This window comes from Pseudomonas sp. NPDC087817, assembly GCF_044742875.1.
Taxonomy (GTDB): Bacteria; Pseudomonadota; Gammaproteobacteria; order Pseudomonadales; family Pseudomonadaceae; genus Aquipseudomonas.
In genome coordinates this window covers 162141-183267 of the sequence record NZ_JBIUVJ010000001.1, presented here as the reverse complement: position 1 = coordinate 183267, position 21127 = coordinate 162141, and the positions used below count along the sequence as shown (strand labels likewise).

Genomic DNA, 21127 nt, shown 5'->3' with positions numbered 1-21127 from the left:
AGAGGTAGCGGTGACCTACGCTTATCCCGGCATTTTCAACAGGCTTGCGCAATGACCCACCCGACTGTCCATCTGGAAAAACTGACCAATAGCTCATTGCGAATGAACACTGGTCTGGTGGTGCTCTGCGGCCTCGCTTCGCTGTTGGTGGGCCTCAGTGGCTGGGGGCTTTATCGGATGGTCGAGGAACAGCGCGACACGGTGCGGTTTCATTTCGCCCGGCTGATGGAGAACATCGGCGAACAGGAAGTGTTCCTCAGCGCCATTGTTCAGCAAGCCGACAAAGGCCTGCCGTTGAATACACACGTGCAAATCTTCAAGCAGACGCCATTGCCCTATGAGGGAGTCGGGATCTATAAGGCGCAGGAGCTCTCCTCTTCCCTGCCGTACAGCGTGAAAATCAATCCGGCAGCGATTGAAACCAGTGAGCGCGCACGAGTCTTTGCCCTGGGTGCCCATCTGGCCAGTTACTACAGTGCTTTCTGGTCGGCCTCGCACTATCAATCACCGCAGGTATTCCTGTTCAACGTGCCCGATAATTTCGACATCGCCGTCCCCGCTGCCGGGCAGTTGCGCACTGCCGGGCAGCTTCAGGGCGGATCTTTCGTTGACGTCATGAAGCAAGTGGTGCAACAGCTGCATGATGCCAACCCCAAACCGCTGGACAGTGAAGTTCACTGGGTCCGCTACGACGCCCGATCGGATAGCAAAGGCCCGCCTGCGCTGCTGGCCTACGTCAATGTCAACATGCCCGCCGCGCAACTGAATATCGAGGGCGCCAGTTCATGGGTGGTTGTGGCGTCGTTGTTGAATCTGGCGCAGATCAACAACATCGAACGAATCATGAAGTGGTCGATCTACGACAGCTTCAACCTCACCGCTCCCAACGGCACTTTGGTGATCGGTGCGGAGCATGCCAGTCAGGATTTAAAGGACGGGCTGAATGTTCGTCTGGACGGTCTGGTGTTCAAGATTTCCAGTGTCGGGCCACAACCGTGGACGGCCGTCTATGTGGTCGGTTTCAAGCGATTTATCGACTATGCCTGGTGGCCGCTGCTTGGCTTGTTGACGTTGATGCTGACCAGTATCGGCGGTGGCTGGGCGTTCAATCGCTGGTACAAAATCCGCGTGGTGATTCCTGCACATCAGGCCCATGAAAGCATCGCTGAAAGCGAAGCCTTCAGCCGCGCGATCATCGACACCGCCCCAACAGGCCTGTGTGTCGTACGCCGCAGTGACCACCGGATTCTCTTGGAAAACCGCTGCATTCAGGAATGGCAACAAAGTGATCAACTGATCGCGGCGCTAATCCGCGAACACGCGCTGAACGCTGCGGGCCAGACCGATCTGGAAGTGGCAGGACGGCATTATCACGTCGGGTTCGTGCCTGCGCGCTACCACGGAGAACATGTGTGGATCTGCGCATTTCACGACGTGACCCGGCACATCGATGACGCCGCCGCACTGGAAAATGCCCTGCGTGAAGCCGATTCGGCCAATGAAGCGAAAACCCGTTTTCTCGCGACCATGAGCCACGAAATCCGCACACCACTGTATGGCGTTCTCGGCACTCTGGAGTTGCTGGGGCTGACCGAACTTGGCCCTCGGCAGCAAGAATATCTGCGGACGATCCAGCGCTCATCCACGACGTTGTTCCAATTGATCAGCGATGTACTGGATGTGTCGAAAATCGAGTCCGGGCAAATGACCATCGAAGCGCAGGATTTCTGTCCGCTCGAACTGACCGAGGATTCGCTGCGGGCCTACAGTGCATTTGCTCAGGCCAAAGGTTTGCAGCTTTACGCCTGCATCGACCCGGCGATCCCCGACCGGGTGCGCGGCGATCCCCTGCGCATCCGGCAGATCCTCAATAACCTGCTGAGCAATGCGATCAAGTTCACTGATAACGGCCGGGTGGTATTGCGCGCCAGAGTTGTGCAGGAATCCGCCGAAAATGTCAGTCTGCTGTGGCAGGTCAGCGACTCGGGGATCGGCATTTCCCAGGCCCAGCAACTTCAGCTGTTCGACCCGTTTTATCAGGTACGTGATGCGTCCAGCGAAGCCGGTGCAGGTTTGGGTCTGGCGATTTGCTGGTGGTTGTGTGAATTGATGGAGGGGCAACTGAAAGTGGTCAGCGAGCCCGGTCTGGGCAGCAGCTTTTCGTTGCAACTGGAACTCGCTCGTGTGGAGGGTTCGCTGAGTGACTGCCCGGGATTCACCGCGCATATGCCAACCTTGTTCGTCCAGGCTTACGCGCCGGAGTTGGCGCAACATTTCTGCGGCTGGCTTGAGCGACTGGGGCTGGACACTCAGATCATCGGCCCCGAGACCAAACACATGGCCGCCTCATCATCACTGTTGCTCGACGTACTGCCGTGCGCCGAGCCATCCGGCTGGCCAGGTCTGCGCGTCATCGCCACGGCCGCCGGCGCCAATCCGCCGCAATACACGGGCGAAGGCTGGACGGTCGATGCCCACGATATTCGCGCGGTGGCCTGGGCTGTCCACTTCGCGCAACAAGGCGCCGACCCGCAAGCTCGCCCGGCGATCAAAGCGCCGGCGCGACGCCTTGATCTGAACATCCTGATTGCCGAAGACAACCCGATCAATCGAGCGATTATCAAAGAACAGCTGGAAGCCCTGGGCTGCTCGGTGGTCGCCGCCGCCGATGGTGAACAGGCGCTGCATCAATGGCTGCCGGGGGTGTTTGATCTGGTGCTGACCGACGTCAACATGCCGGTCATGAATGGCTATGAGCTGGCCAAGGCGTTGCGCAGCAACGACGCGGATCTGCCGATCATTGGCGTGACGGCCAATGCCCTGCGCGATGAAGGTGAGCGCTGCGCCGCGGTGGGCATGAATGCCTGGCTGGTGAAACCGCTCAACCTGCACACGTTGCGAACGCAGTTGCTCAAGCATTGCCAACTCGTTGAGCCGGCGCTGGCCGATGACGCGGTTGTCACACAAGACCCCCCACCACCGCTGGATCAGCCACAGCTTTCACCGAAAATGCGCGTGCTGTTTTTCAGTACCCTGCAACAGGACATCGAGAAAGTCAGCGCCCTGCTCCAGAGCAATGACGCCCCCGCGCTGGCCCAACACCTGCACAGCATGGCCGGGGCCCTTGGCGCGGTGCAGGCCACTGGTCTGGCGGAAGCGTGCGTGCGTCTGGAAAGCCAGCTGCAAGGTCGCGTCATCACGCCCGCTCTGGTCCGCGAGATCAGCGCTATGCTTGAGCGATTGACCGCGATGCTCGATGCTCTGGCGTAACCCGATTGAATTCAACAACACACTAGGGATAGCCGAACATGGCAATACTCAACGTCGTGATCGCCGATGATCACCCCATCGTTTTATTGGGCGTACGTGAGCTGATAGAGCGTGATGAGCGCTTTCGTGTGGTGGGCGAAGCGGTCTGTTCGAACGAGCTGATCGAGTTGTTGCACACCCAGTCGGTTGATCTGGTGATCACCGACTTCAACATGCCGGCGGATTCGCCCTACGGTGACGGCCTGAAACTGGTGGAGTACCTGGGCCGACATTTTGCCCAGGTGAAAGTGCTGGTGCTGACCATGATCTCCAGCCCGTTGATTCTGACCCGTCTGCATGAACTGGGGGTGGTGGGGGTGATTCAGAAAAACCAGTTGCACGACGATATTCAACTGGCACTCTCGTCAATCGCCAAAGGCCGCACCTTCAAGAGTGCCAAACCCGAGCCTGTCAGCGTCCTGGAGCCTAACGTAGCGCTGGACGAAAGACTGTCGCGGCTGTCGCCCAAGGAATTTGAAATTCTGCGCATGTTTGTCTCCGGGCAAAGCGTCACCACGATTGCACGCAGCCAGTCCAGAAGTGCGAAAACCATCAGCACGCAAAAGATTTCGGCGATGCGCAAACTTGAAGTGTCCAGCGATCAGGATCTGTTGACATACTGCCTGGAGAATAACGTCTTTCAATGAATGCACTTATCAGACGAAGTGCAACTAACACCCCCACCTTATAGGAATCGTCTGATGGTCTGAGCACTGCACTCAGACCTATATTCTGGATCGTGTTCTCCAACACAACTTAATCACGATCTAATGGATATCGACATGAAAAAGCTTTCGCTGACACTGCTGACACTTTCCATGCTTTCGGTGGCGGGCCAATCGTTTGCAGCAGACGAACCGGTAACACCCACTAAAGCGGGCAGCGGCACCATTAACTTCACCGGCATCATCAACAACGATGCTTGCTCTATCGAAGATGCAGGTCTGAATAAAACCATTTCCGTACCGATGGGCGAAGTGTCAATCAAAGACATGGGTACCGCTGCAGCGCCTAAGGGCAATGGCAAACTGAGTGCCGAGAACTTCGACATGAAGATCAACTGCAACGCCGGTACCAAAGTTTCGATGATCTTCGAACCGACCAAAGGCGCTGGTTCGGGTATCGTCACTGGCACCAAGGTCCTGAAGTTGACCGACGGTGTGGGCGCCGCGAAAAACATCGGTATCGCCCTGCTCGACGCCAATGGCGATCAGATCGACCTGAGTTCGCCTGCCGCCGCCAAAATTCAAAACACCCTGCAAGACGGCAGCACCACCCTGAAATTCTCCGCCGCCTATGTGACCACTGCCGACCCGAAAACTGCGGTCGCCGGTCGTGGTGACGCGACTCTGCCGTTCACTCTGCAATACGAGTAAACCGCACTCGGGGCTGACACTGTGCGGGACGCAATCGTCCCGCCTTTTTTCAATTTCAGGCAGTTTTCCATGTTTAATCGACACATTCTTTCCCTGTGCTTGGGTTTGCACTGCGCGCTGCTGGCGACGCAGGCACACGCGGGTATCTCGCTGAGCGCGACCCGTCTGGTGTTTGATGGCGAGCACAAAGAAGTCAGCATCAAGGTCCGCAACAATGGCGATGACCTGTTGATCCAGTCATGGATCGACAGCGATGAGCCCGGCATTGCTTCGGTGCCTTTCGCCGTCACGCCGCCGCTGGCGAGGATTCTCGGCAAGGAACAGCAATTGCTGCGGGTGATTTACGAAGGCACTGGCATGCCGTCTGACAAGGAATCCGTGGTCTGGCTGAACGTTCAGGAAATCCCCCAGACCGCCAAAACGGAAAACACCCTGCAACTGGCCGTGCGCCAGCGTATCAAGGTGTTCTTCCGCCCTGCCGGACTGGCCAGCCAGGCTTACCTCGCACCGACTCAGCTGTTATGGCAGATCGACCAGCAAGGTGGGCATGCCGCATTGAAAATCACCAATCCAAGTCTCTTTCATGTTTCGTTGTCAGAAGTCTCCGTGCAATCGGGTGCCACAATGGAAAAACCAGTCGATTCGATGATGATTGCTCCGGGCCAGAGCAAGACCATCGCACTAAAAGGAACAAACAACTCGACTTATTCCAACCTCAACTTTTCAAGCATTAACGATTACGGCGCACAGGATCGTTACAGCGCAACTTTCTCGGGTAATGCCGCCGTGAATGCAAAAGCAGTGCAATAGCACCTGCACCGAAAGTTCGCCCCCTCTCTTGATTCTAATAATGAATTAACTCTTCGTTCTCTGTAGCAATATAGGGCTGGGTATGTCTTTACTCCCGCGCAGCAACTTCAATTCGCTGACTGAACAATCCTGCCCGAAACTCTCGGGATTCAATGCGCTGTATCTGGCCATGTTAGTGAGTCTTCCTTACTTGGCAAATGCCAGTGATGCCGTCGCTGCACCGGAGCAAGAGCAACTCGCCCAGTTCAACACTTCGTTTCTGCAGGGAGTCGGGTCGTCGGTGGATTTGAATCTGTTGCTCTCGGCCAACAGCGTTTTGCCGGGCAATTACCGAGTCGACGTTTACAGCAACGAAGTGTTGGTCGGGCGGCGCGATATCGATTTTCGTCGCGCCGAGAAAACCGGCAAGGTCGAGGCGTGCCTGACCCTGGACATGCTGCAGCAGTTGGGCATCAACATGAGTACGCTGGAAGCGGCAGGGCTGCTCAAGCCTGAGGCGCCCGACACTTGCTACGACTTGCCAACCCTGATTGACCAGGCCACCGTCAGCTACGACCCTACCCGCCTGCGACTGTTGATCAGCGTGCCGCAAATCGCCATGCAACGCGGCATGCGTGGCTATGTCGATCCTGCGCTGTGGGATGCCGGCGTCCCGGCGGCGTTCATCAATTACCAGTTGAGCAGCAACCGCAACAGCACCGACTCCGCCACGACGATCTCCAACAACCTCGGTTTGCGTAACGGCATCAACCTCGGCGCCTGGCGGCTGCGTAACGAATCGAACTTCAGCAGCCGTACCGGCGAGCGCAACACGTTCACCAGCAACCGCAGCTATGTGCAGCACGATGTCACAGCGCTGAAGGGACAATTCAGCGCCGGCGATATTTTCTCCGACTCGCAGCTCTTCGACAGCGTGCGTTACCGTGGGCTCAAGTTGAGTTCCGACGAAGGCATGCGCGCCGACAGCGAACGCGGCTACGCGCCGGTCATCCGCGGCGTGGCGCAAAGCAACGCCACCGTGGAAATCCGCCAGAACGACTACGTTCTCTACAGCACCAACGTGCCACCCGGTCCGTTCGAGATCAGCGACATTTATCCGAGTGGCTCGAACGGCGACTTGCGGGTGATCGTCATCGAGGCCGACGGCACGCGGCATGAAACCCAGCAGGCGTTTTCCAGCCTGCCGATCATGGTGCGCAAGGGCCAGGTCAACTACAGCCTCTCGGCGGGGCAATACAAAAGCAACACCGAGGGTCTGGCCGAACCGAAGTTTGTCAGCGGCACGCTGGCTTATGGCATGACCAGCAACATGACCGGGATTCTTGGTGTACAGGCGACAGACAGCTTCAAGGCGATGTCTCTGGGCATGGGCCGCAACACGGCGTTTGGCGCGGTGTCGTTCGACCTGACGCACTCGTCCAGTCAGGCGCACGGGCAGACCACCGAAGGGAATAGCCTGCGGATGCTCTATGCCAAAACCTTCACCGGCACCGACACCAATTTCACCCTCGCCGCCTATCGTTACTCCACCGAGGGCTATCGCACCCTGACCGATCACATCGAGGATCAAAGCACCGGGGAGCAGCGCCGTGGCAACTCCAAAACCCGCACTGACCTGACCGTCAGCCAGAGTCTGGGGCGCAACCAGCAATTCGGCAGCCTGTACCTCAACGCAACCGATCAGCGGTACTGGGGACGTGGCGGCTCGCAAAGCCTGTCTGCCGGCTACAGCAACAACTGGGGCGACGTCACCTACAACCTTGGCGTAACGCATACCCAGGATGTGGGCAATGCCGGCCCGGCGAACAACGACACGCAGATGAACCTTTCGCTGTCATTTCCGCTGGGTTCCAAACCGCGCGCGCCAAGGGCGTTTGTCTCGACCAATCGACAGAAATCCAGCGACAGCACGCAGTTGGGCGTGAACGGCTACCTGTCGGAAAACAGCGACACCTATTATTCGGTGCAGGCCGGCAACAGCAGCACCGGCGGCAATTCAGGCTCGGCGAGCATCAGTTCGCGCACCTCGTTCGTCGACGTCAACGCCGGTTACAGCCAGGGGCGCGGCTACACTTCGCAGAACCTGAGCCTTGCCGGTTCGGTGGTAGCGCACGCGGGCGGTATCAATCTGGGGCAAACCTTGGGTGAAACCTTTGCCTTGGCCGAAGTGCCGGGGGTACCGGGCGGGGTCAAGATCAGCAGCTTCAGCGGCACTGAAACCGGTCGCAATGGCTTCGCCGTGATTCCCAACACCCAGCCCTATCGGGTGAACTGGATCAGTCTCGACACTCGAGATCTGGGTGCCGATGTAGAAATTGAAAACGCCACCCAGCAAGTCGTGCCACGACGCGGTGCCGCCGTATTGGTGCGCTACCCGTCGCAGACCGGTCGCCGAGTGCAGTTCGAGTTGTTTGATTCGCAGCACAACCGCTTGCCGTTTGGCGCGGTGCTCGAAGATGCGGCCGGCAAGCAGATTGCGATCGCCGATCCTTCCGGCAAGGCGTTGGCACTGGTTCAGGAACAGCGTGCCACGCTGACGATCAAGTGGGCGGGCAAGCAATGTCAGGCCAGCTATTCACTGCCTGAGCGCGACAAGGCCCTCAACTATGAGCGGGTGTCGCTGACTTGCGCGCCTTGAGCACGTGGTCATTGAACCGGCAACTCGACCCGCGCCAACAGCCCGCCGCCGCTGCGATTGCTCAAGGTCAGTTCGCCGCCCTGCTCGCGCACGATGGCCCGCGCTGCCGAGAGCCCGAGGCCAACGCCGCCGGTGTGGCGGTTGCGTGAGGCTTCGAGGCGAAAGAACGGATCGAATACACGCTGCAGCGACTCCTCAGGAATGCCCGGCCCCTCGTCGCTGACGTCGATACGAATCAAGCGCTCATTTCCGCTCAATTCGATACGCGGGCGCTGCGCATACTTCGACGCGTTTTCCAGCAGGTTGACGATCACCCGTTTGAGCGCCAGCGGCCGGCCTTCATACACCCGATGCGCCGGGCCGTTGTAGTCGACGGCAATGTTCTGATCGCGATAGTCATCGACGATGGTATGCAACAGTTCCGAGAGGTCGAACGCCGTAGTTTGTTCGGGCTGAGTGTCTTCACGAAAGAACGCCAATGCGGCGTTGATCATCGATTGCATCTCTTCGATATCGCGAATCTGTTTGCTTTGGTATTCAAGATCCTCGATGAACTCGCTGCGCAGGCGCATGCGGGTCAGCGGTGCGCGCAAGTCGTGGGAAATCGACGCGAGCATGTGCGTGCGCTCGTCAATGAAATGCTGAATCTGTGCCTGCATGGTGTTGAAAGCCACAATCACCTGACGTATCTCGTCGGGGCCTTCCAGTTTGATCGGCGGTGCACGCAAGTCGGTGCCGAAACGCCGCGCTGCGCGGGCAAAACGCTGCAAGGGATTGGCCAGTTGGCGCGTGGCGATCCAGGCCACCAGCAACGTGGCAATCAACCCCAACGTGATGATGATCGCGATCCGCGTGCCCAGCTCCAAACCCCAGCTGCGTTCAGGCGGGATAAATGACAACCAGCTGCCATCGACCAATTGCACGAGTGCAGCGTAATGCGCCTGGGGATTGTCGTTCGGCCAATCGCCGGGGTTGAACGCTTCGATTTTTCGATCAGCACCCAGCAACTGTTGCAGCACCGGCACCCTGCTCGCTTCAATGCGCAGGCCGTCATTGGGCAGATCGAATTCAGCGCGTTGCGCTTTCCACGACACTTGCAGCATGGCGCTGCTCGCTGCGGCAGCCAGTTGCGGGCGCAGGTTGGCCGGTGCAGCCTCGATCACGCGCGATGTCGCGGCAATCTGCTCCAGCAGGCCGGTGCGTTCGATCGGTGGCCGCGCCCAGATCCCCGCCGCCTGAAAAAACAGGGCATTGAGCGCCAGCGAGGCAAACATCGCCGCAATGATGGTCAGGGCGATGCGCCGGCTCAGTGTGTCGCCCCGCAGCAATCGGCGGATCACGAGCGATTGACCTTGGCAGTGAACATATAACCGCCATTGCGCACGGTGCGGATCAGATCCGGGCGTTTGCAGTCCGGCTCGATCTTGCGCCGCAGGCGGCTGACCTGCACGTCGATGCTGCGGTCGAAAGCGTCGTGACCCTGGCCATGGGTGAGATCGATCAACTGCTCACGGGTAAGAATGCGTTGCGGATGATCAAGAAACACCACGAGCAAATCGAACTCGCCACCGGACAGCGGAATCATCACGTTGTCCGGTGAGCGCAACTCGCGGCAAGTGATGTCCAGATGCCAACCGGCGAAGCCGATCACCGGCCGCGACGGTTCAACCGGGCTCCGTTGTTCACCGGCGCGACGCTGCAAGGCGCGCACCCGTGCGAGCAACTCCTGTGGGGCGAACGGCTTGGTCAGGTAGTCATCCGCACCGAGTTCCAGACCGACAATGCGATCGCTCAGCTCGGCCATTGCCGTGAGCATGATGATCGGAATGCCCAGCTGCGCGCGCACCTTCTGGCACAGGCTCAAGCCGCTTTCGCCGGGCATCATCAGGTCAAGAATGATCGTGTCCGGACGCTGCTGCGCGATCGCCGCCCACATCGCCTCGCCATTCTCGGCGACGTCGACGTCATAGGCGTGCTGGACGAAGAACTTTTTCAGCAAGGAGAGGATTTCCACGTCGTCGTCGACGAACAGCAGTCTGCTCACGGTTACAGGATCCATGGACCAAAAAGAGGCTATCTAAAGCCATTTCGCCGCCCGGGTCATTTATTTCAATCGAGTAACATTCCTGCATGACAGACATCAAGCGGACATCGTCCGGCAAAACCCCTCGGGCACTCTGCAGCCATTCCAATCCAGGGGGTTCGCATGATGAAGGTATTGAACAACAGCCATTGCACCGAGGGACATCACAGCAATCGTCCCTTGATCCTCAGCCAGCGGACCGCCGCACTCGGCCCCGACACGCCGGTTGTGTTCCAGGAATCCTGCCTGGGCGTGTCCGGCGATCAGAGCCGGATCTTCCTGCGTCGTTACTTCGAGCAATTCAGCCCGACCAGTGCGCACTGGGTCGAGTACGTCCACAGCATCGCCGCCGCCGACCTCATCGAATGGATCATGCGCCACGGCCAGTTGCACATCGAGTGCGCGGACAGCATCACGACGCAACATCACAAGGGAACCCGTTGATGAAAAGCCATTGCCTGATGACGCTGCTCTGTACGGCGTCAATGAGTCTGTCCGGTTGCAGCAGCAATAGCGTCGAAACGACGGGATTTCTGCATGATTACAGCGTTCTGAAAGAGCACAAATCGCCGTCGGGTCACGACGTAATGAGTTGGGTCAGCCCGGCATTGGCCAGGGGCCGCTATACCAAAGCCTATCTGGCGCCGAGCCAGTTTTATCCCGGCGTAGAACCGACCGGGCGTATTCCGTTGAGCACGATTTCCGGCGTCACCGAGTATTACGATGCCGCCCTCCGGCAGGAATTGGGCAAAGTCCTGCAACTGGTGTCCATGCCCGGCCCGGATACGCTGATCGTCAGGCCGGCCATTACCCGGGTCGCCGCGAGCACTCAAGGCTTGCGCTTTTATGAATGGTTGCCGGTCACTTTAGTGGCTGCCGGGGTCAGCACCGCTGCCGGCATCCGCGATCAGGACAGTGAAATCGCCACCGAAGTGTCGTTCGAGGACGGCTCGACCGGCGAAGTGGTTGCCGAGGTCGTGCGCAAGGGCACCGGCGTGGCGCTGGAAAACGACAAACAAGTGCTGACGGCGGATGACGTCAAAGGGGTGCTGGATGGCTGGGCCAGTGATCTGGGGCAATCCTATGTAGCGATTCGTCGGTAGTACGGCCGTTTTCTCGTCTAACGTGAAACGCAGGTATTGGCAGCACACGGGACACGGCCATTGATGAGCAATTTCTCCATCGTTGCGACAGTTCTTTCGATGATTCTGGGGCTGTCGGTCACTCGGCTGCTGCTCGGCGCGTTGACGGTATTCCGCATCCGCCGGGCGGCGGCGCCGGATTGGGTGGCGCTGGTCTGGGCCGTCACGCTGTTCGCCACGCAACTGGATTTCTGGTGGGCGGTCAACTCGCTGCCGCAGATCAAATCGACATTTTCCTTTCCGGAGTTTTTGTTGCTGGTGCTGCTGGCGCTGTCGCTGTTTGTCTCTTCGGCGTTGTTGCTGCCGAGTCGAAGCGAAGATGAACAGAACGGCTTGCGAGTCTATTTCGAACAGGACGGCCGCTACGCCTTGCTGTCGTTGTCGACTTATCTGCTTCTCGGGCTGATCGTCAATGTCTTCCTGTTTCAAGCCTCGCCGATCGCACTGTGGGGTGTGCTGGATGTGTTGATGATCATTCTTCCGCTGTGCGCCTTCGCGGCGAAATCACGCAAGGCTTACACGACTGTCACGCTGATTTACCTGCCGATCAATGCGCTGGATATCGTTGTTTCGCTGACGAATTAGGCGTTGTGTCGGGAAAAAGATCAAAAGATCGCAGCCTTCGGCAGCTCCTATATGGACCGGTGCAGGAGCGGCCGAAGGCTGCGATCTTTGGCTTTAAACACCCCCGTTTAAATGACACGCCAAGACACGTAATCAGGCTACGCGATCTTGCGTAATTGCCTACAGCTACGCCAGAATCCGCCGGCTTGTGCGCCTAGGGGGCGGGTTCTATTGTGGTGCGGTCGCTGAAATTTCAGTGATCGGGTTTAGCAGCTCGGCAATTCTCAAGGCACGCGAGTTCCGCCATTACGTTATGGCGGCTTTGCGTGGGGCACTTCGGTGCGCCGGGATCCTTGAGCCTGGTCTGCTAACCCGCGTACAGCCGCCACCTCTTCGTTTAGCAGCGATGGTTGACGGCTCGTAACCACTGACGTCTTCTCGGGCAAGCCCGCTCCCACAGGTTTGGCGGTGTGGCGCAGGTTTGTGGTCGACACAGATCCCTGTGGGAGCGGGCTTGCCCGCGAAGGCTGACTCACTGGCAACACATCTCTTCGGCAGAAAAAACCCGCCACTCCCGTTCAATCGGGATGGCGGGTTTTGTCGTTTTCGCAAGGCTGCGATCTTTGGCTTTAAACACCCCCCGTTTAAATGACACGCCAAGACATGTAATCCGGCTACACGACCTTGCGTAATTGCCTACAGCTACGCCAGAATCCGCCGGCTTGTGCGCCTAGGGGGCGGGTTCTATTGTGGTGCGGTCGCTGACGAATCAGCGATCGGGTCTCGCAGCCCGCTGATTTCTAGACGCACAACATCCGTCCTCATTTTATGGCGGCTGTACGTGGGAGACCTTCGGGTCTGCCGGTTCTAGAGTCCCGGTCTGCGACCCGCGTATAGCTGCCACCTCCCTTTCGTATCGCAGCGAAATGTGGCGGCTCCAATGACTCTAGGAGCTTCACTATGATCAAACCAACGCCAAACCCGCCCGAAACCGACCCCACCTCTCCCTACGAATCCCTCGAGTCGAAAAAGCTCAACGAAGCCGCCGACCGTGCGCTCGATCACTACCTCTGTCCGCCCGGATCCACGCCACCTCCCCGTAGGACCCGCAGAATGTACGCCGTCACCGCCGACTTCAAAAACGAAGAGCTGCTGGTCGATGCCTGCGAAACACTGGCATCGGCAAGAACCATCACCAATGATTTCGCCAACCTCATCCCCGCGTCACAGCGCCGAACACTGCAGGGCATTGCGCAACTGATCATGCTCGGGGAGCTGGCGGTGAATCGGGTGCTGAATAATCTGGAGTTGCCGTAGTCGCAACCTCTGTGACAAGGCTTGATTGATGTGTCGTAACCACTGACGTCTTCGCGGGCAAGCCCCCTCCCACAGGTTTGGCGGTGTGGCGCAGGTTTGGCGGTGTGGCGCAGGTTTGTGGTCGACACAGATCCCTGTGGGAGCGGGCTTGCCCGCGAAGGCTGACTCACTGGCAATACATCTCTTCGGCAGAAAAAACCCGCCACTCCCGTTCAATCGGGATGGCGGGTTTTGTCGTTTTCGCAAGGCAAGATCATCAGATCGCAGTCTTCAGCAGCGCCTACGGGGAAAAAAAGCGGTTAGCGGTGAATTATTTCGTGTCCTCATGTATCTGACCCAAAGAGCACGCGCCATCAAAAAGATGGCATCTACGCGGCAAGATGGATCAGTAAAGAGAATACGCGGATGAAATCACGTAAAAACAGCGTCAAACCGATCGGCCTGAAAGACATCACCATCGTCGACGACGCCAAGATGCGCAAAGCCATTACGGCCGCCGCGCTCGGCAATGCCATGGAATGGTTCGACTTCGGGGTCTACGGTTTTGTGGCCTATGTGCTCGGCAAAGTGTTTTTCCCGGGCGCCGATCCGGGCACGCAAATGATCGCCGCGCTGGCGACGTTCTCCGTGCCGTTCCTGATCAGGCCGTTGGGCGGGCTGTTCTTCGGCGCACTGGGCGACAAGTACGGGCGGCAGAAAGTCCTCGCTGCAACCATCGTGATCATGTCGCTCAGCACGTTTGCCATCGGTTTGATTCCGTCCTATGCCTCGATCGGCATCTGGGCGCCGATCCTGCTGTTGCTGGCGAAAATGGCCCAAGGCTTCTCGGTTGGCGGTGAGTACACCGGCGCCTCGATCTTCGTTGCCGAATATGCGCCGGATCGCAAACGTGGGTTCCTCGGCAGTTGGCTGGACTTTGGCTCGATTGCCGGTTTTGTGCTGGGTGCCGGTGTGGTGGTGCTGATTTCCACGACGCTGGGCGAAGCCAAATTCGAGGAATGGGGCTGGCGTCTGCCGTTCTTCCTCGCGTTGCCGCTGGGCATGATCGGGCTTTATTTGCGTCATGCGCTCGAAGAAACGCCAGCGTTTCAACAGCATGTCGAGAAGCTGGAACAAGGCGACCGCGAAGGCCTGGCCGGCGGGCCGAAAGTGTCGTTCAAGGAAGTTGCGACCAAGCACTGGCGCAGCCTGATGACCTGTATCGGCGTGGTGGCGGTGACCAACGTTACTTACTACATGCTGCTCACGTACATGCCGAGTTACCTGTCGCACAACCTGCATTACAGCGAAAACCGTGGCGTGCTGATCATCATCGCGATCATGGTCGGCATGCTGTTCGTGCAGCCGGCGATTGGCTTTATCAGCGACAAGATTGGCCGCAAGCCTTTCATCGTCGTCGGCAGCATCGGTCTGTTCATCCTTGCCATTCCGGCATTCATGCTGATCAACAGCGGCAAGATCGGCCTGATCTTCGGCGGCCTGCTGATGCTGGCGGTGCTGCTGAACTTCTTCATCGGCGTGATGGCCTCGACCCTGCCCGCGATGTTCCCCACGCACATTCGCTACAGCGCATTGGCGGCAGCGTTCAACGTTTCTGTGCTGATTGCAGGTCTGACCCCGACTGTCGTGGCCTGGCTGGTGGAAAGCACCAACAACCTGTACATGCCGGCGTATTACCTGATGGTGATTGCCGTGGTCGGCCTGGCCACCGGCGTGACCATGAAAGAAACCGCCAACAAACCGCTGCGAGGCGCGGCGCCGGCGGCTTCCGATCTTGAAGAAGCCAAGGAGTTGTTGCAGGAGCATCACGACAACATCGAGCAGAAGATCGAAGACATCGACGCTGAAATTGCTGAACTGGAAGCCAAACGCAAGAATCTGGTGCAGCAACATCCGCGGATCAACGAGTAAACAATCCACCACCTTGTGGCGAGGGAGCTTGCTCCCGCTGGAGTGTGCAGCAGTCCCAATCTTTTGGGGCCGCTGCGCGCCCAGCGGGACGGTGCGACGATTCGACAAGCTCCCTCGCCACAAAGTTACTCGGCGTTTTCTAGTCTGTACGTCCACTCATGATCTGGATGCAGTAGAGCAAGGTGTCGAGCCAACCAATGCCGATCTTCGCAGGATAGATTCGGCAATGACTGGTTGAAGTCGTTTTGATCCTTGGACCGGATGTGTTTGGCCTTGAACAGCAGAATGGCCGCAGGTTTTAAATACGGAACCCCTGCGTCACTGACAGCGACCATTTCGGCGCGTGGATAGACAAGCGAAGTGTCTCTTTTATAGACCCAAGTGTCCGCAGTGCCGAACTCCAGCATCACATCCACTCGCCAGACATTGGCAACCGCATCAAAACCCCAAACCTGAAATATCTCCTCGCCCGGCACCCGGTCTGTCGGCAGAAACGCAAACGTGCCGTCTTTGACGGTGTAGAACTGCAAGGGCGCCAGCGCTTGCCTGAACAGCAGAAAATCATCACGCAGGACGGTGAACTCCAGATCACCGTGATCGCGAGTTTGTCTGCCCAGCCACAGATCCAGCGCCCATCCGCCCACCACGCTCCAGGGGCGTGAAACCTGTCTCAGACGTTGCGATAACTCCTCCGGCGTCCACGCTTGCCATGCTTGCTGATCCGGTACGTTCATGTGCCCTGCTCCTTGTTAAGCGCATCCGGCCGCCATGGTGCCATGAGTTTCATCGCGCGCCTGCCCCGGGATTTTTATCAGCTAGCCTTGATTTCTGATCGTCATCAAGGAGCTGTCATGTTCAAGTTCATCAAAACCACCGTGATCGGCGGACTGCTGTTTATTCTGCCGTTGGTGCTGATCTTCATCCTGATCGAAAAAGCCATTCATCTGCTGCGTGGACCGATGCAAAAGCTGCTGCCGATGTTCGAGGGTCACGATGTGGCGGGCGTGACCGTGGTGACGTTGGCCACGTTGGTTGGCTTGATCGTGCTGTGTTTTCTCGCAGGACTTCTGGCCAGGACCTCGGCGGCGGCTCGGGCGATTGAGGCGACCGAAGACAAAGTGCTGAGCAATCTGCCGGGTTATCAGTTGCTCAAGGACACCACGGCGCGGTTTGCCGGCATGGAGCACGCCGATGGGACGAAGGTCGGCATGATTGCCGAAGAACAAGGCTGGCGCCTGTGTCTGGTGGTGGACAGTGTCGGCGATTGGCTGACGGTGTTCATGCCGGACGGAGGGACCTCTGGCGGCACGGCTGGCGAAGTTCGCTTGCTGCGCGCCTCCGAGGTAATCATGACTGACCTGTCATGGCTGGGACTGGCAACAGGATTGCGTCGGGGCGGACGAGGTTTGCTGGAGCAAATGCAGCCGTGGTTGCCGAAAGCCTGATCTTCAGGACGGCGAAAAACCTTGTGGCGAGGGAGCTTGCTCCCGCTGGGTCGCGAAGCGGCCCCTGTTTTTAAAAGAAGGCCTGCTGCGCAGTCCAGCGGGAGCAAGCTCCCTCGCCACAGTTGATCACCCCAGGCTCAGAATTCCATGGCAGATCAGCCCCAGTACACTGCGCATATGCCGCGCATGCGCTTTTCGATCTGGCGCCGCTTCGGTCGCCAGTCGAATAAACGCCATGTTCGCGTACTGGTTGAACAGCGTCGCCGCCACGTCGATATCGACGGACTCGCGGACTTTGCCCAGCGCCTGAAAATGCGTCAGCAACGCCTTGGTTTCCTCGATCACCGCCGCATTCCACGGGCTCAACGCCTGAGCCAGTTCGCCCGTGAGCAGAAACGGCGCCAACTCGCGCCATAGTGAAGCCGGCATCGCTTGCAGTTGGTAGTCGGTCATCAGCCCTTCGAACTCGCACAACGCCTCCAGCGGATCGCTGTCGTCATCGAGATTGGCCCGGGCCTCGCGCATGGCCTGCTCGTCCGGTTGCTTGAGCAATGCCAGCAAAATCTCCTGTTTGCCGCCGAAGTAGTTGGTCACTGTCGGCGCGGAAACCGCCGCTGCATTGGCGATCTGCTCCAGCGTGGTCGCGCCGAAGCCGTTGCTGATAAACAGTTCAAGGGCTGCCTGCGCGATGACTTCCCTGCGCTGTTCCTTTTGCCGCTCTCTGAGTCCGCTCATGTCGTGCCTGCTGTGCCTTGCCAATGCGCCTCAGCGTACGGATATCTTTTTCCATCGACAAATATTTTCTTTACAAAAATATTTTTAAGTGACAAATATTAGCTGTGCACCGCTGGAATGAACGCACTCACTTGCCCAATTCTTTTGGAGATCAGCCATGTCCGCCGAACTCGATCCGACTCGCAGCACCCGTGATTTTCAAGCCGCGGACGCCGCCCACCACATTCACGCGTTTGTCGATCAGAAGGCGCTCAACGAAGAAGGTCCACGGGTGATGGTCAGCGGTGATCGCCTGGCGTTGTGGGACAACGACGGCAATCGTTATGTGGACGGCATGTCCGGCCTGTGGTGCACCAACCTTGGTTACGGCCGCAAGGATCTGGCCGCCGCCGCGACCGCGCAACTGGAGCAGCTGCCCTACTACAACATGTTCTTCCACACCACTCACCCGGCCGTGATCGAACTGTCCGAACTGTTGTTCAGCCTGCTGCCCAAGCACTACAGCCACGCGATCTACACCAACTCCGGTTCCGAAGCCAACGAAGTGCTGATCCGCACGGTGCGCAAGTTCTGGCAAGTGATGGGCAAACCCGAGAAGAAAATCATGATCGGCCGCTGGAACGGCTACCACGGCTCGACCCTCGCAGCGACGGCGTTGGGCGGCATGAAGTTCATGCATGAGATGGGCGGCACCATTCCCGATGTGGCGCACATCGACGAGCCGTACTGGTTCGCCCACGAAGGCAACCTTAGCCCGGAAGAATTCGGCCTGCGTGCGGCGCGGCAACTGGAAGACAAGATTCTTGAATTGGGCGCCGACAAGGTGGCAGCTTTCGTCGCCGAACCGTTTCAGGGCGCTGGCGGGATGATCATTCCGCCAGCGACTTATTGGCCGGAAATCCAGCGCATCTGCCGCCAATACGATGTGCTGCTGTGTGCTGATGAAGTGATCGGTGGGTTCGGTCGCACCGGCGAGTGGTTCGCCCACCAGACTTTCGGTTTCGAGCCCGACACGCTGTCGATCGCCAAGGGCCTGACCTCCGGTTACATCCCCATGGGCGGCTTGATCCTTTCGCGGCGCATGGCCGAGGCGCTGGTGGAAAAGGGTGGCGTGTTTGCTCACGGCCTCACCTATTCCGGGCACCCGGTCGCGGCTGCGGTGGCGATTGCCAATCTCAAGGCCTTGCGTGATGAAGGTGTGGTCACGCAGGTGAAAACCGATACCGGGCCTTACCTGCAAAACTGTCTGCGCGAAGTGTTTGGCAATCACCCGTTGGTCGGTGAGATTCAGGGTGTTGGTCTGGTGGCGGCGTTGCAATTCGCTGAGGACAAGGCGACTCGCAAGCGTTTTGCCAACGAGAACGACATCGCCTGGCGCTGCCGTACGATCGGGTTTGAGGAAGGGTTGATCATTCGTTCGACGTTGGGCCGGATGATCATGGCGCCGGCGCTGATTGCCAGCCGTGTGGAGCTTGATGAGCTGATCGACAAGACGCGGATTGCGGTGGATCGTACGGCTCGTGAGTATGGGGTTCTGTAATCGGCGGAACATTGTGGGAGCTGGCTCGCCAGCGAAGGGGCTAGCACAGTTGATATTGGGTTGACTGACCTACCGCCATCGCTGGCAAGCCAGCTCCCACAGGGGATTGCATTTCACCTGGAAAAAATCGGTGGGCGAACGATCCCGCCGATTACTCCGCACGCCGCATGGTGTTAAATAGGCGCCAGTCTTAACCTTGTCGCTTAAAGCCGTGCCACGAGAACCGCTATGAACACCCATTCCAAAAAGAACGTCGCCCCACTGCAAACGGCGGTGACCGCATGATCGAAGTCACTGAAGTTTCCATTGCGCAACTGCGCGCCGCGCTTGAATCCGGCCAGACCACCTCGGTTGAGCTGGTGCAGGCCTATCTCGCCCGCATCGATGCCTACGACGGCGCCGACACGCCGACCGCACTCAACGCGGTGGTCGTACGCAATCCCGAAGCGCTGAACGAAGCACGGGCCTCCGACGCTCGCCGCGCCAAAGGCGAAACCCTGAGCCCGCTCGACGGCATCCCCTACACCGCCAAGGACAGTTATCTGGTCAAGGGCCTGACCGCAGCGTCCGGCAGCCCGGCCTTCGCTGATCTGGTTGCCTATCGCGACGCGTTCACCATTGAGCGCCTGCGCGCCGCCGGGGCAATCTGCCTGGGCAAAACCAATATGCCGCCGATGGCCAATGGCGGAATGCAGCGCGGGGTGTATGGCCGCGCTGAAAGCCCGTACAACGCCGACTACCTCACCGCGCCGTTCGCCTCCGGCTCATCGAATGGCGCCGGCACCGCCACGGCGGCCAGTTTTGCCGCGTTCGGCCTGGCTGAAGAAACCTGGTCGAGCGGTCGCGGCCCGGCGTCGAACAATGGCTTGTGCGCCTACACCCCTTCGCGTGGGGTGATTTCGGTGCGCGGCAACTGGCCGCTGACGCCGACCATGGACGTGGTCGTGCCGTACGCTCGCACCATGGCCGACCTGCTCGAAGTCCTCGACATTGTTGTTGCCGAAGATCCGGATACCCGTGGCGACCTGTGGCGCCTGCAACCGTGGGTACCGATCCCGAGCGTCAGCTCCGTGCGCCCCGCCGCTTACGCTGAATTGGCTGCCGACCGCACTGCACTGGCCGGCAAGCGTTTTGCCGTGCCGCGCATGTTCATCAACGCCGATCCTGAGGCGGGCACCAGCGAAGCGCCGGGTATTGGTGGCCCGACCGGCCAACGCATCAACACCCGCGCTTCGGTAATCGATTTGTGGAAACAGGCACGTCAGGCCCTCGAAGCCGCTGGCGCTGAAGTGATCGAGACGGACTTCCCGCTGGTGTCCAATTGCGAAGGCGATCGCCCCGGCGCGCCGACCGTGTTCACCCGTGGGCTGGTGTCGAAAGAGTTCCTCCACCATGAACTGTGGGATCTGACGGCTTGGGCGTTCGACGACTTCCTGCAAGCCAACGGCGATCCGAAGCTCAATCGTCTGGTCGACGTCGATGGGCCGAAGATTTTCCCGCACGACCCGGGCACTCTGCCGAACCGGGAAGGCGACCTCGCCGCTGGCATGGATGAATACGTGCGCATGGCCGAGCGCGGCATCACGCCGTGGAATGAAATTTCCACCGTGCCCGATGGCCTGCGCGGCCTCGAACAGACGCGGCGTATCGATCTTGAAGACTGGATGGACAAGCTGGGCCTCGACGCCGTGTTGTTCCCGACCGTCGCCGACGTCGGCCCAGCGGACGCGGACGTGAACCCGGTGTCAGCCGATATCGCTTGGAGCAACGGCATCTGGGTCGCCAACGGCAACCTCGCGATCCGTCACCTCGGCGTACCGACCGTCACCGTGCCGATGGGCGTGATGGCCGACATCGGCATGCCGGTCGGTCTGACCTTCGCCGGTCGTGCCTATGACGATTCAAGCTTGCTGCGCCTGGCCGCAGCATTTGAATCGACAGGCAGCAAACGCCTGATCCCGCCACGCACCCCGCCGCTGTCGTAACGCGATCAAACCTGGTGGGGCAGCCGACTGAAATGTTGCCTGACCCACCGCAATCGCTGGCAAGCCAGCTCCCACAGGGATCCAGGGTGTGCCCACCATTGATGGCAGCACACAAAAACCTATGGGAGCTGGCTTGCCAGTGTGTATCCATGATTGATGGCAACACACAAAACCTGTGGGAGCTGGCTTGCCAGTGTGTATCCATGATTGATGGCAACACACAAAACCTGTGGGAGCTGGCTTGCCAGTGTGTATCCATGATTGATGGCAAC

17 protein-coding genes are annotated in these 21127 nt (G+C 58.9%); 13 read left to right on the top strand and 4 right to left on the bottom strand.

What is annotated here, in order from left to right; translation table 11 throughout:
* The first annotated feature begins 51 nt into the window (after positions 1 to 51).
* The 5 genes from ACIONG_RS00795 (at position 52) to ACIONG_RS00775 (ending at position 8133) form a co-directional block, all read left to right on the top strand.
* Positions 52 to 3270: a response regulator gene (locus tag ACIONG_RS00795; protein ID WP_401296004.1), complete on the top strand. Its 3219-nt coding sequence runs from the start codon at positions 52 to 54 to the stop codon at positions 3268 to 3270.
* Between the two features lie 38 nt (positions 3271 to 3308).
* Positions 3309 to 3956, top strand: a complete 648-nt coding sequence (locus tag ACIONG_RS00790; protein ID WP_103301918.1) for a response regulator — start codon at positions 3309 to 3311, stop codon at positions 3954 to 3956.
* 135 nt (positions 3957 to 4091) lie between these two features.
* Positions 4092 to 4685: a fimbrial protein gene (locus ACIONG_RS00785; RefSeq protein WP_103301917.1), complete on the top strand. Its 594-nt coding sequence runs from the start codon at positions 4092 to 4094 to the stop codon at positions 4683 to 4685.
* Positions 4686 to 4754: 69 nt separating this feature from the next.
* Positions 4755 to 5495 carry a molecular chaperone gene (locus ACIONG_RS00780; protein ID WP_401296349.1) on the top strand — a complete coding sequence of 247 codons (741 nt, stop codon included), beginning with the start codon at positions 4755 to 4757 and terminating at the stop codon, positions 5493 to 5495.
* A 169-nt stretch (positions 5496 to 5664) separates the two neighbouring features.
* Entirely contained in the window at positions 5665 to 8133 is a 2469-nt protein-coding gene (locus ACIONG_RS00775) for a fimbria/pilus outer membrane usher protein (protein ID WP_401296347.1), read from the top strand.
* An 8-nt stretch (positions 8134 to 8141) separates the two neighbouring features.
* On the opposite strand, the gene ACIONG_RS00770 is transcribed toward ACIONG_RS00775, so the two are convergent.
* Complete coding sequence (locus ACIONG_RS00770) at positions 8142 to 9473, bottom strand: ATP-binding protein (RefSeq protein WP_315445377.1); 1332 nt, start codon at positions 9471 to 9473, stop codon at positions 8142 to 8144.
* Positions 9470 to 10192 (bottom strand): response regulator, encoded by a 723-nt coding sequence (locus tag ACIONG_RS00765; RefSeq protein WP_401295999.1) that lies wholly within the window; start codon positions 10190 to 10192, stop codon positions 9470 to 9472. Before ACIONG_RS00765 ends, ACIONG_RS00770 begins: the two co-directional genes overlap by 4 nt.
* Before the next feature lie 150 nt (positions 10193 to 10342).
* On the opposite strand from ACIONG_RS00765, the gene ACIONG_RS00760 reads away from it, so the two are divergent.
* From ACIONG_RS00760 to proP, 5 genes are all read left to right on the top strand, one after another.
* Positions 10343 to 10660 (top strand): hypothetical protein, encoded by a 318-nt coding sequence (locus tag ACIONG_RS00760; protein WP_103302435.1) that lies wholly within the window; start codon positions 10343 to 10345, stop codon positions 10658 to 10660.
* Entirely contained in the window at positions 10660 to 11319 is a 660-nt protein-coding gene (locus ACIONG_RS00755) for a DUF3313 domain-containing protein (RefSeq protein ID WP_401295997.1), read from the top strand. Before ACIONG_RS00760 ends, ACIONG_RS00755 begins: the two co-directional genes overlap by 1 nt.
* A gap of 63 nt (positions 11320 to 11382) precedes the next feature.
* The gene (locus ACIONG_RS00750) at positions 11383 to 11943 is read left to right on the top strand and encodes a hypothetical protein (RefSeq protein WP_103301913.1); all 561 of its coding nucleotides are present in this window, start codon (positions 11383 to 11385) and stop codon (positions 11941 to 11943) included.
* 939 nt (positions 11944 to 12882) lie between these two features.
* Positions 12883 to 13239, top strand: a complete 357-nt coding sequence (locus ACIONG_RS00745) for a DUF6124 family protein (protein WP_213028597.1) — start codon at positions 12883 to 12885, stop codon at positions 13237 to 13239.
* A gap of 405 nt (positions 13240 to 13644) precedes the next feature.
* Positions 13645 to 15150, top strand: a complete 1506-nt coding sequence (gene proP, locus ACIONG_RS00740; RefSeq protein WP_103304942.1) for a glycine betaine/L-proline transporter ProP — start codon at positions 13645 to 13647, stop codon at positions 15148 to 15150.
* 125 nt (positions 15151 to 15275) lie between these two features.
* On the opposite strand, the gene ACIONG_RS00735 is transcribed toward proP, so the two are convergent.
* On the bottom strand, positions 15276 to 15884 hold the full coding sequence (locus tag ACIONG_RS00735) for a nucleotidyltransferase domain-containing protein (RefSeq protein ID WP_401295992.1): 609 nt from the start codon (positions 15882 to 15884) through the stop codon (positions 15276 to 15278).
* Between the two features lie 117 nt (positions 15885 to 16001).
* Between ACIONG_RS00735 and ACIONG_RS00730 the strand changes: the two genes are divergently transcribed.
* On the top strand, positions 16002 to 16595 hold the full coding sequence (locus tag ACIONG_RS00730) for a hypothetical protein (RefSeq protein WP_401295989.1): 594 nt from the start codon (positions 16002 to 16004) through the stop codon (positions 16593 to 16595).
* Positions 16596 to 16721: 126 nt separating this feature from the next.
* On the opposite strand, the gene ACIONG_RS00725 is transcribed toward ACIONG_RS00730, so the two are convergent.
* Positions 16722 to 17330, bottom strand: a complete 609-nt coding sequence (locus ACIONG_RS00725) for a TetR/AcrR family transcriptional regulator (RefSeq protein WP_401295986.1) — start codon at positions 17328 to 17330, stop codon at positions 16722 to 16724.
* Positions 17331 to 17487: 157 nt separating this feature from the next.
* Between ACIONG_RS00725 and ACIONG_RS00720 the strand changes: the two genes are divergently transcribed.
* Together ACIONG_RS00720 and ACIONG_RS00715 are read left to right on the top strand one after the other, a co-directional pair.
* Positions 17488 to 18870, top strand: a complete 1383-nt coding sequence (locus ACIONG_RS00720; protein WP_401295983.1) for an aspartate aminotransferase family protein — start codon at positions 17488 to 17490, stop codon at positions 18868 to 18870.
* A gap of 281 nt (positions 18871 to 19151) precedes the next feature.
* Positions 19152 to 20855, top strand: a complete 1704-nt coding sequence (locus ACIONG_RS00715; RefSeq protein ID WP_213028593.1) for an amidase — start codon at positions 19152 to 19154, stop codon at positions 20853 to 20855.
* Positions 20856 to 21127 lie beyond the last annotated feature (272 nt).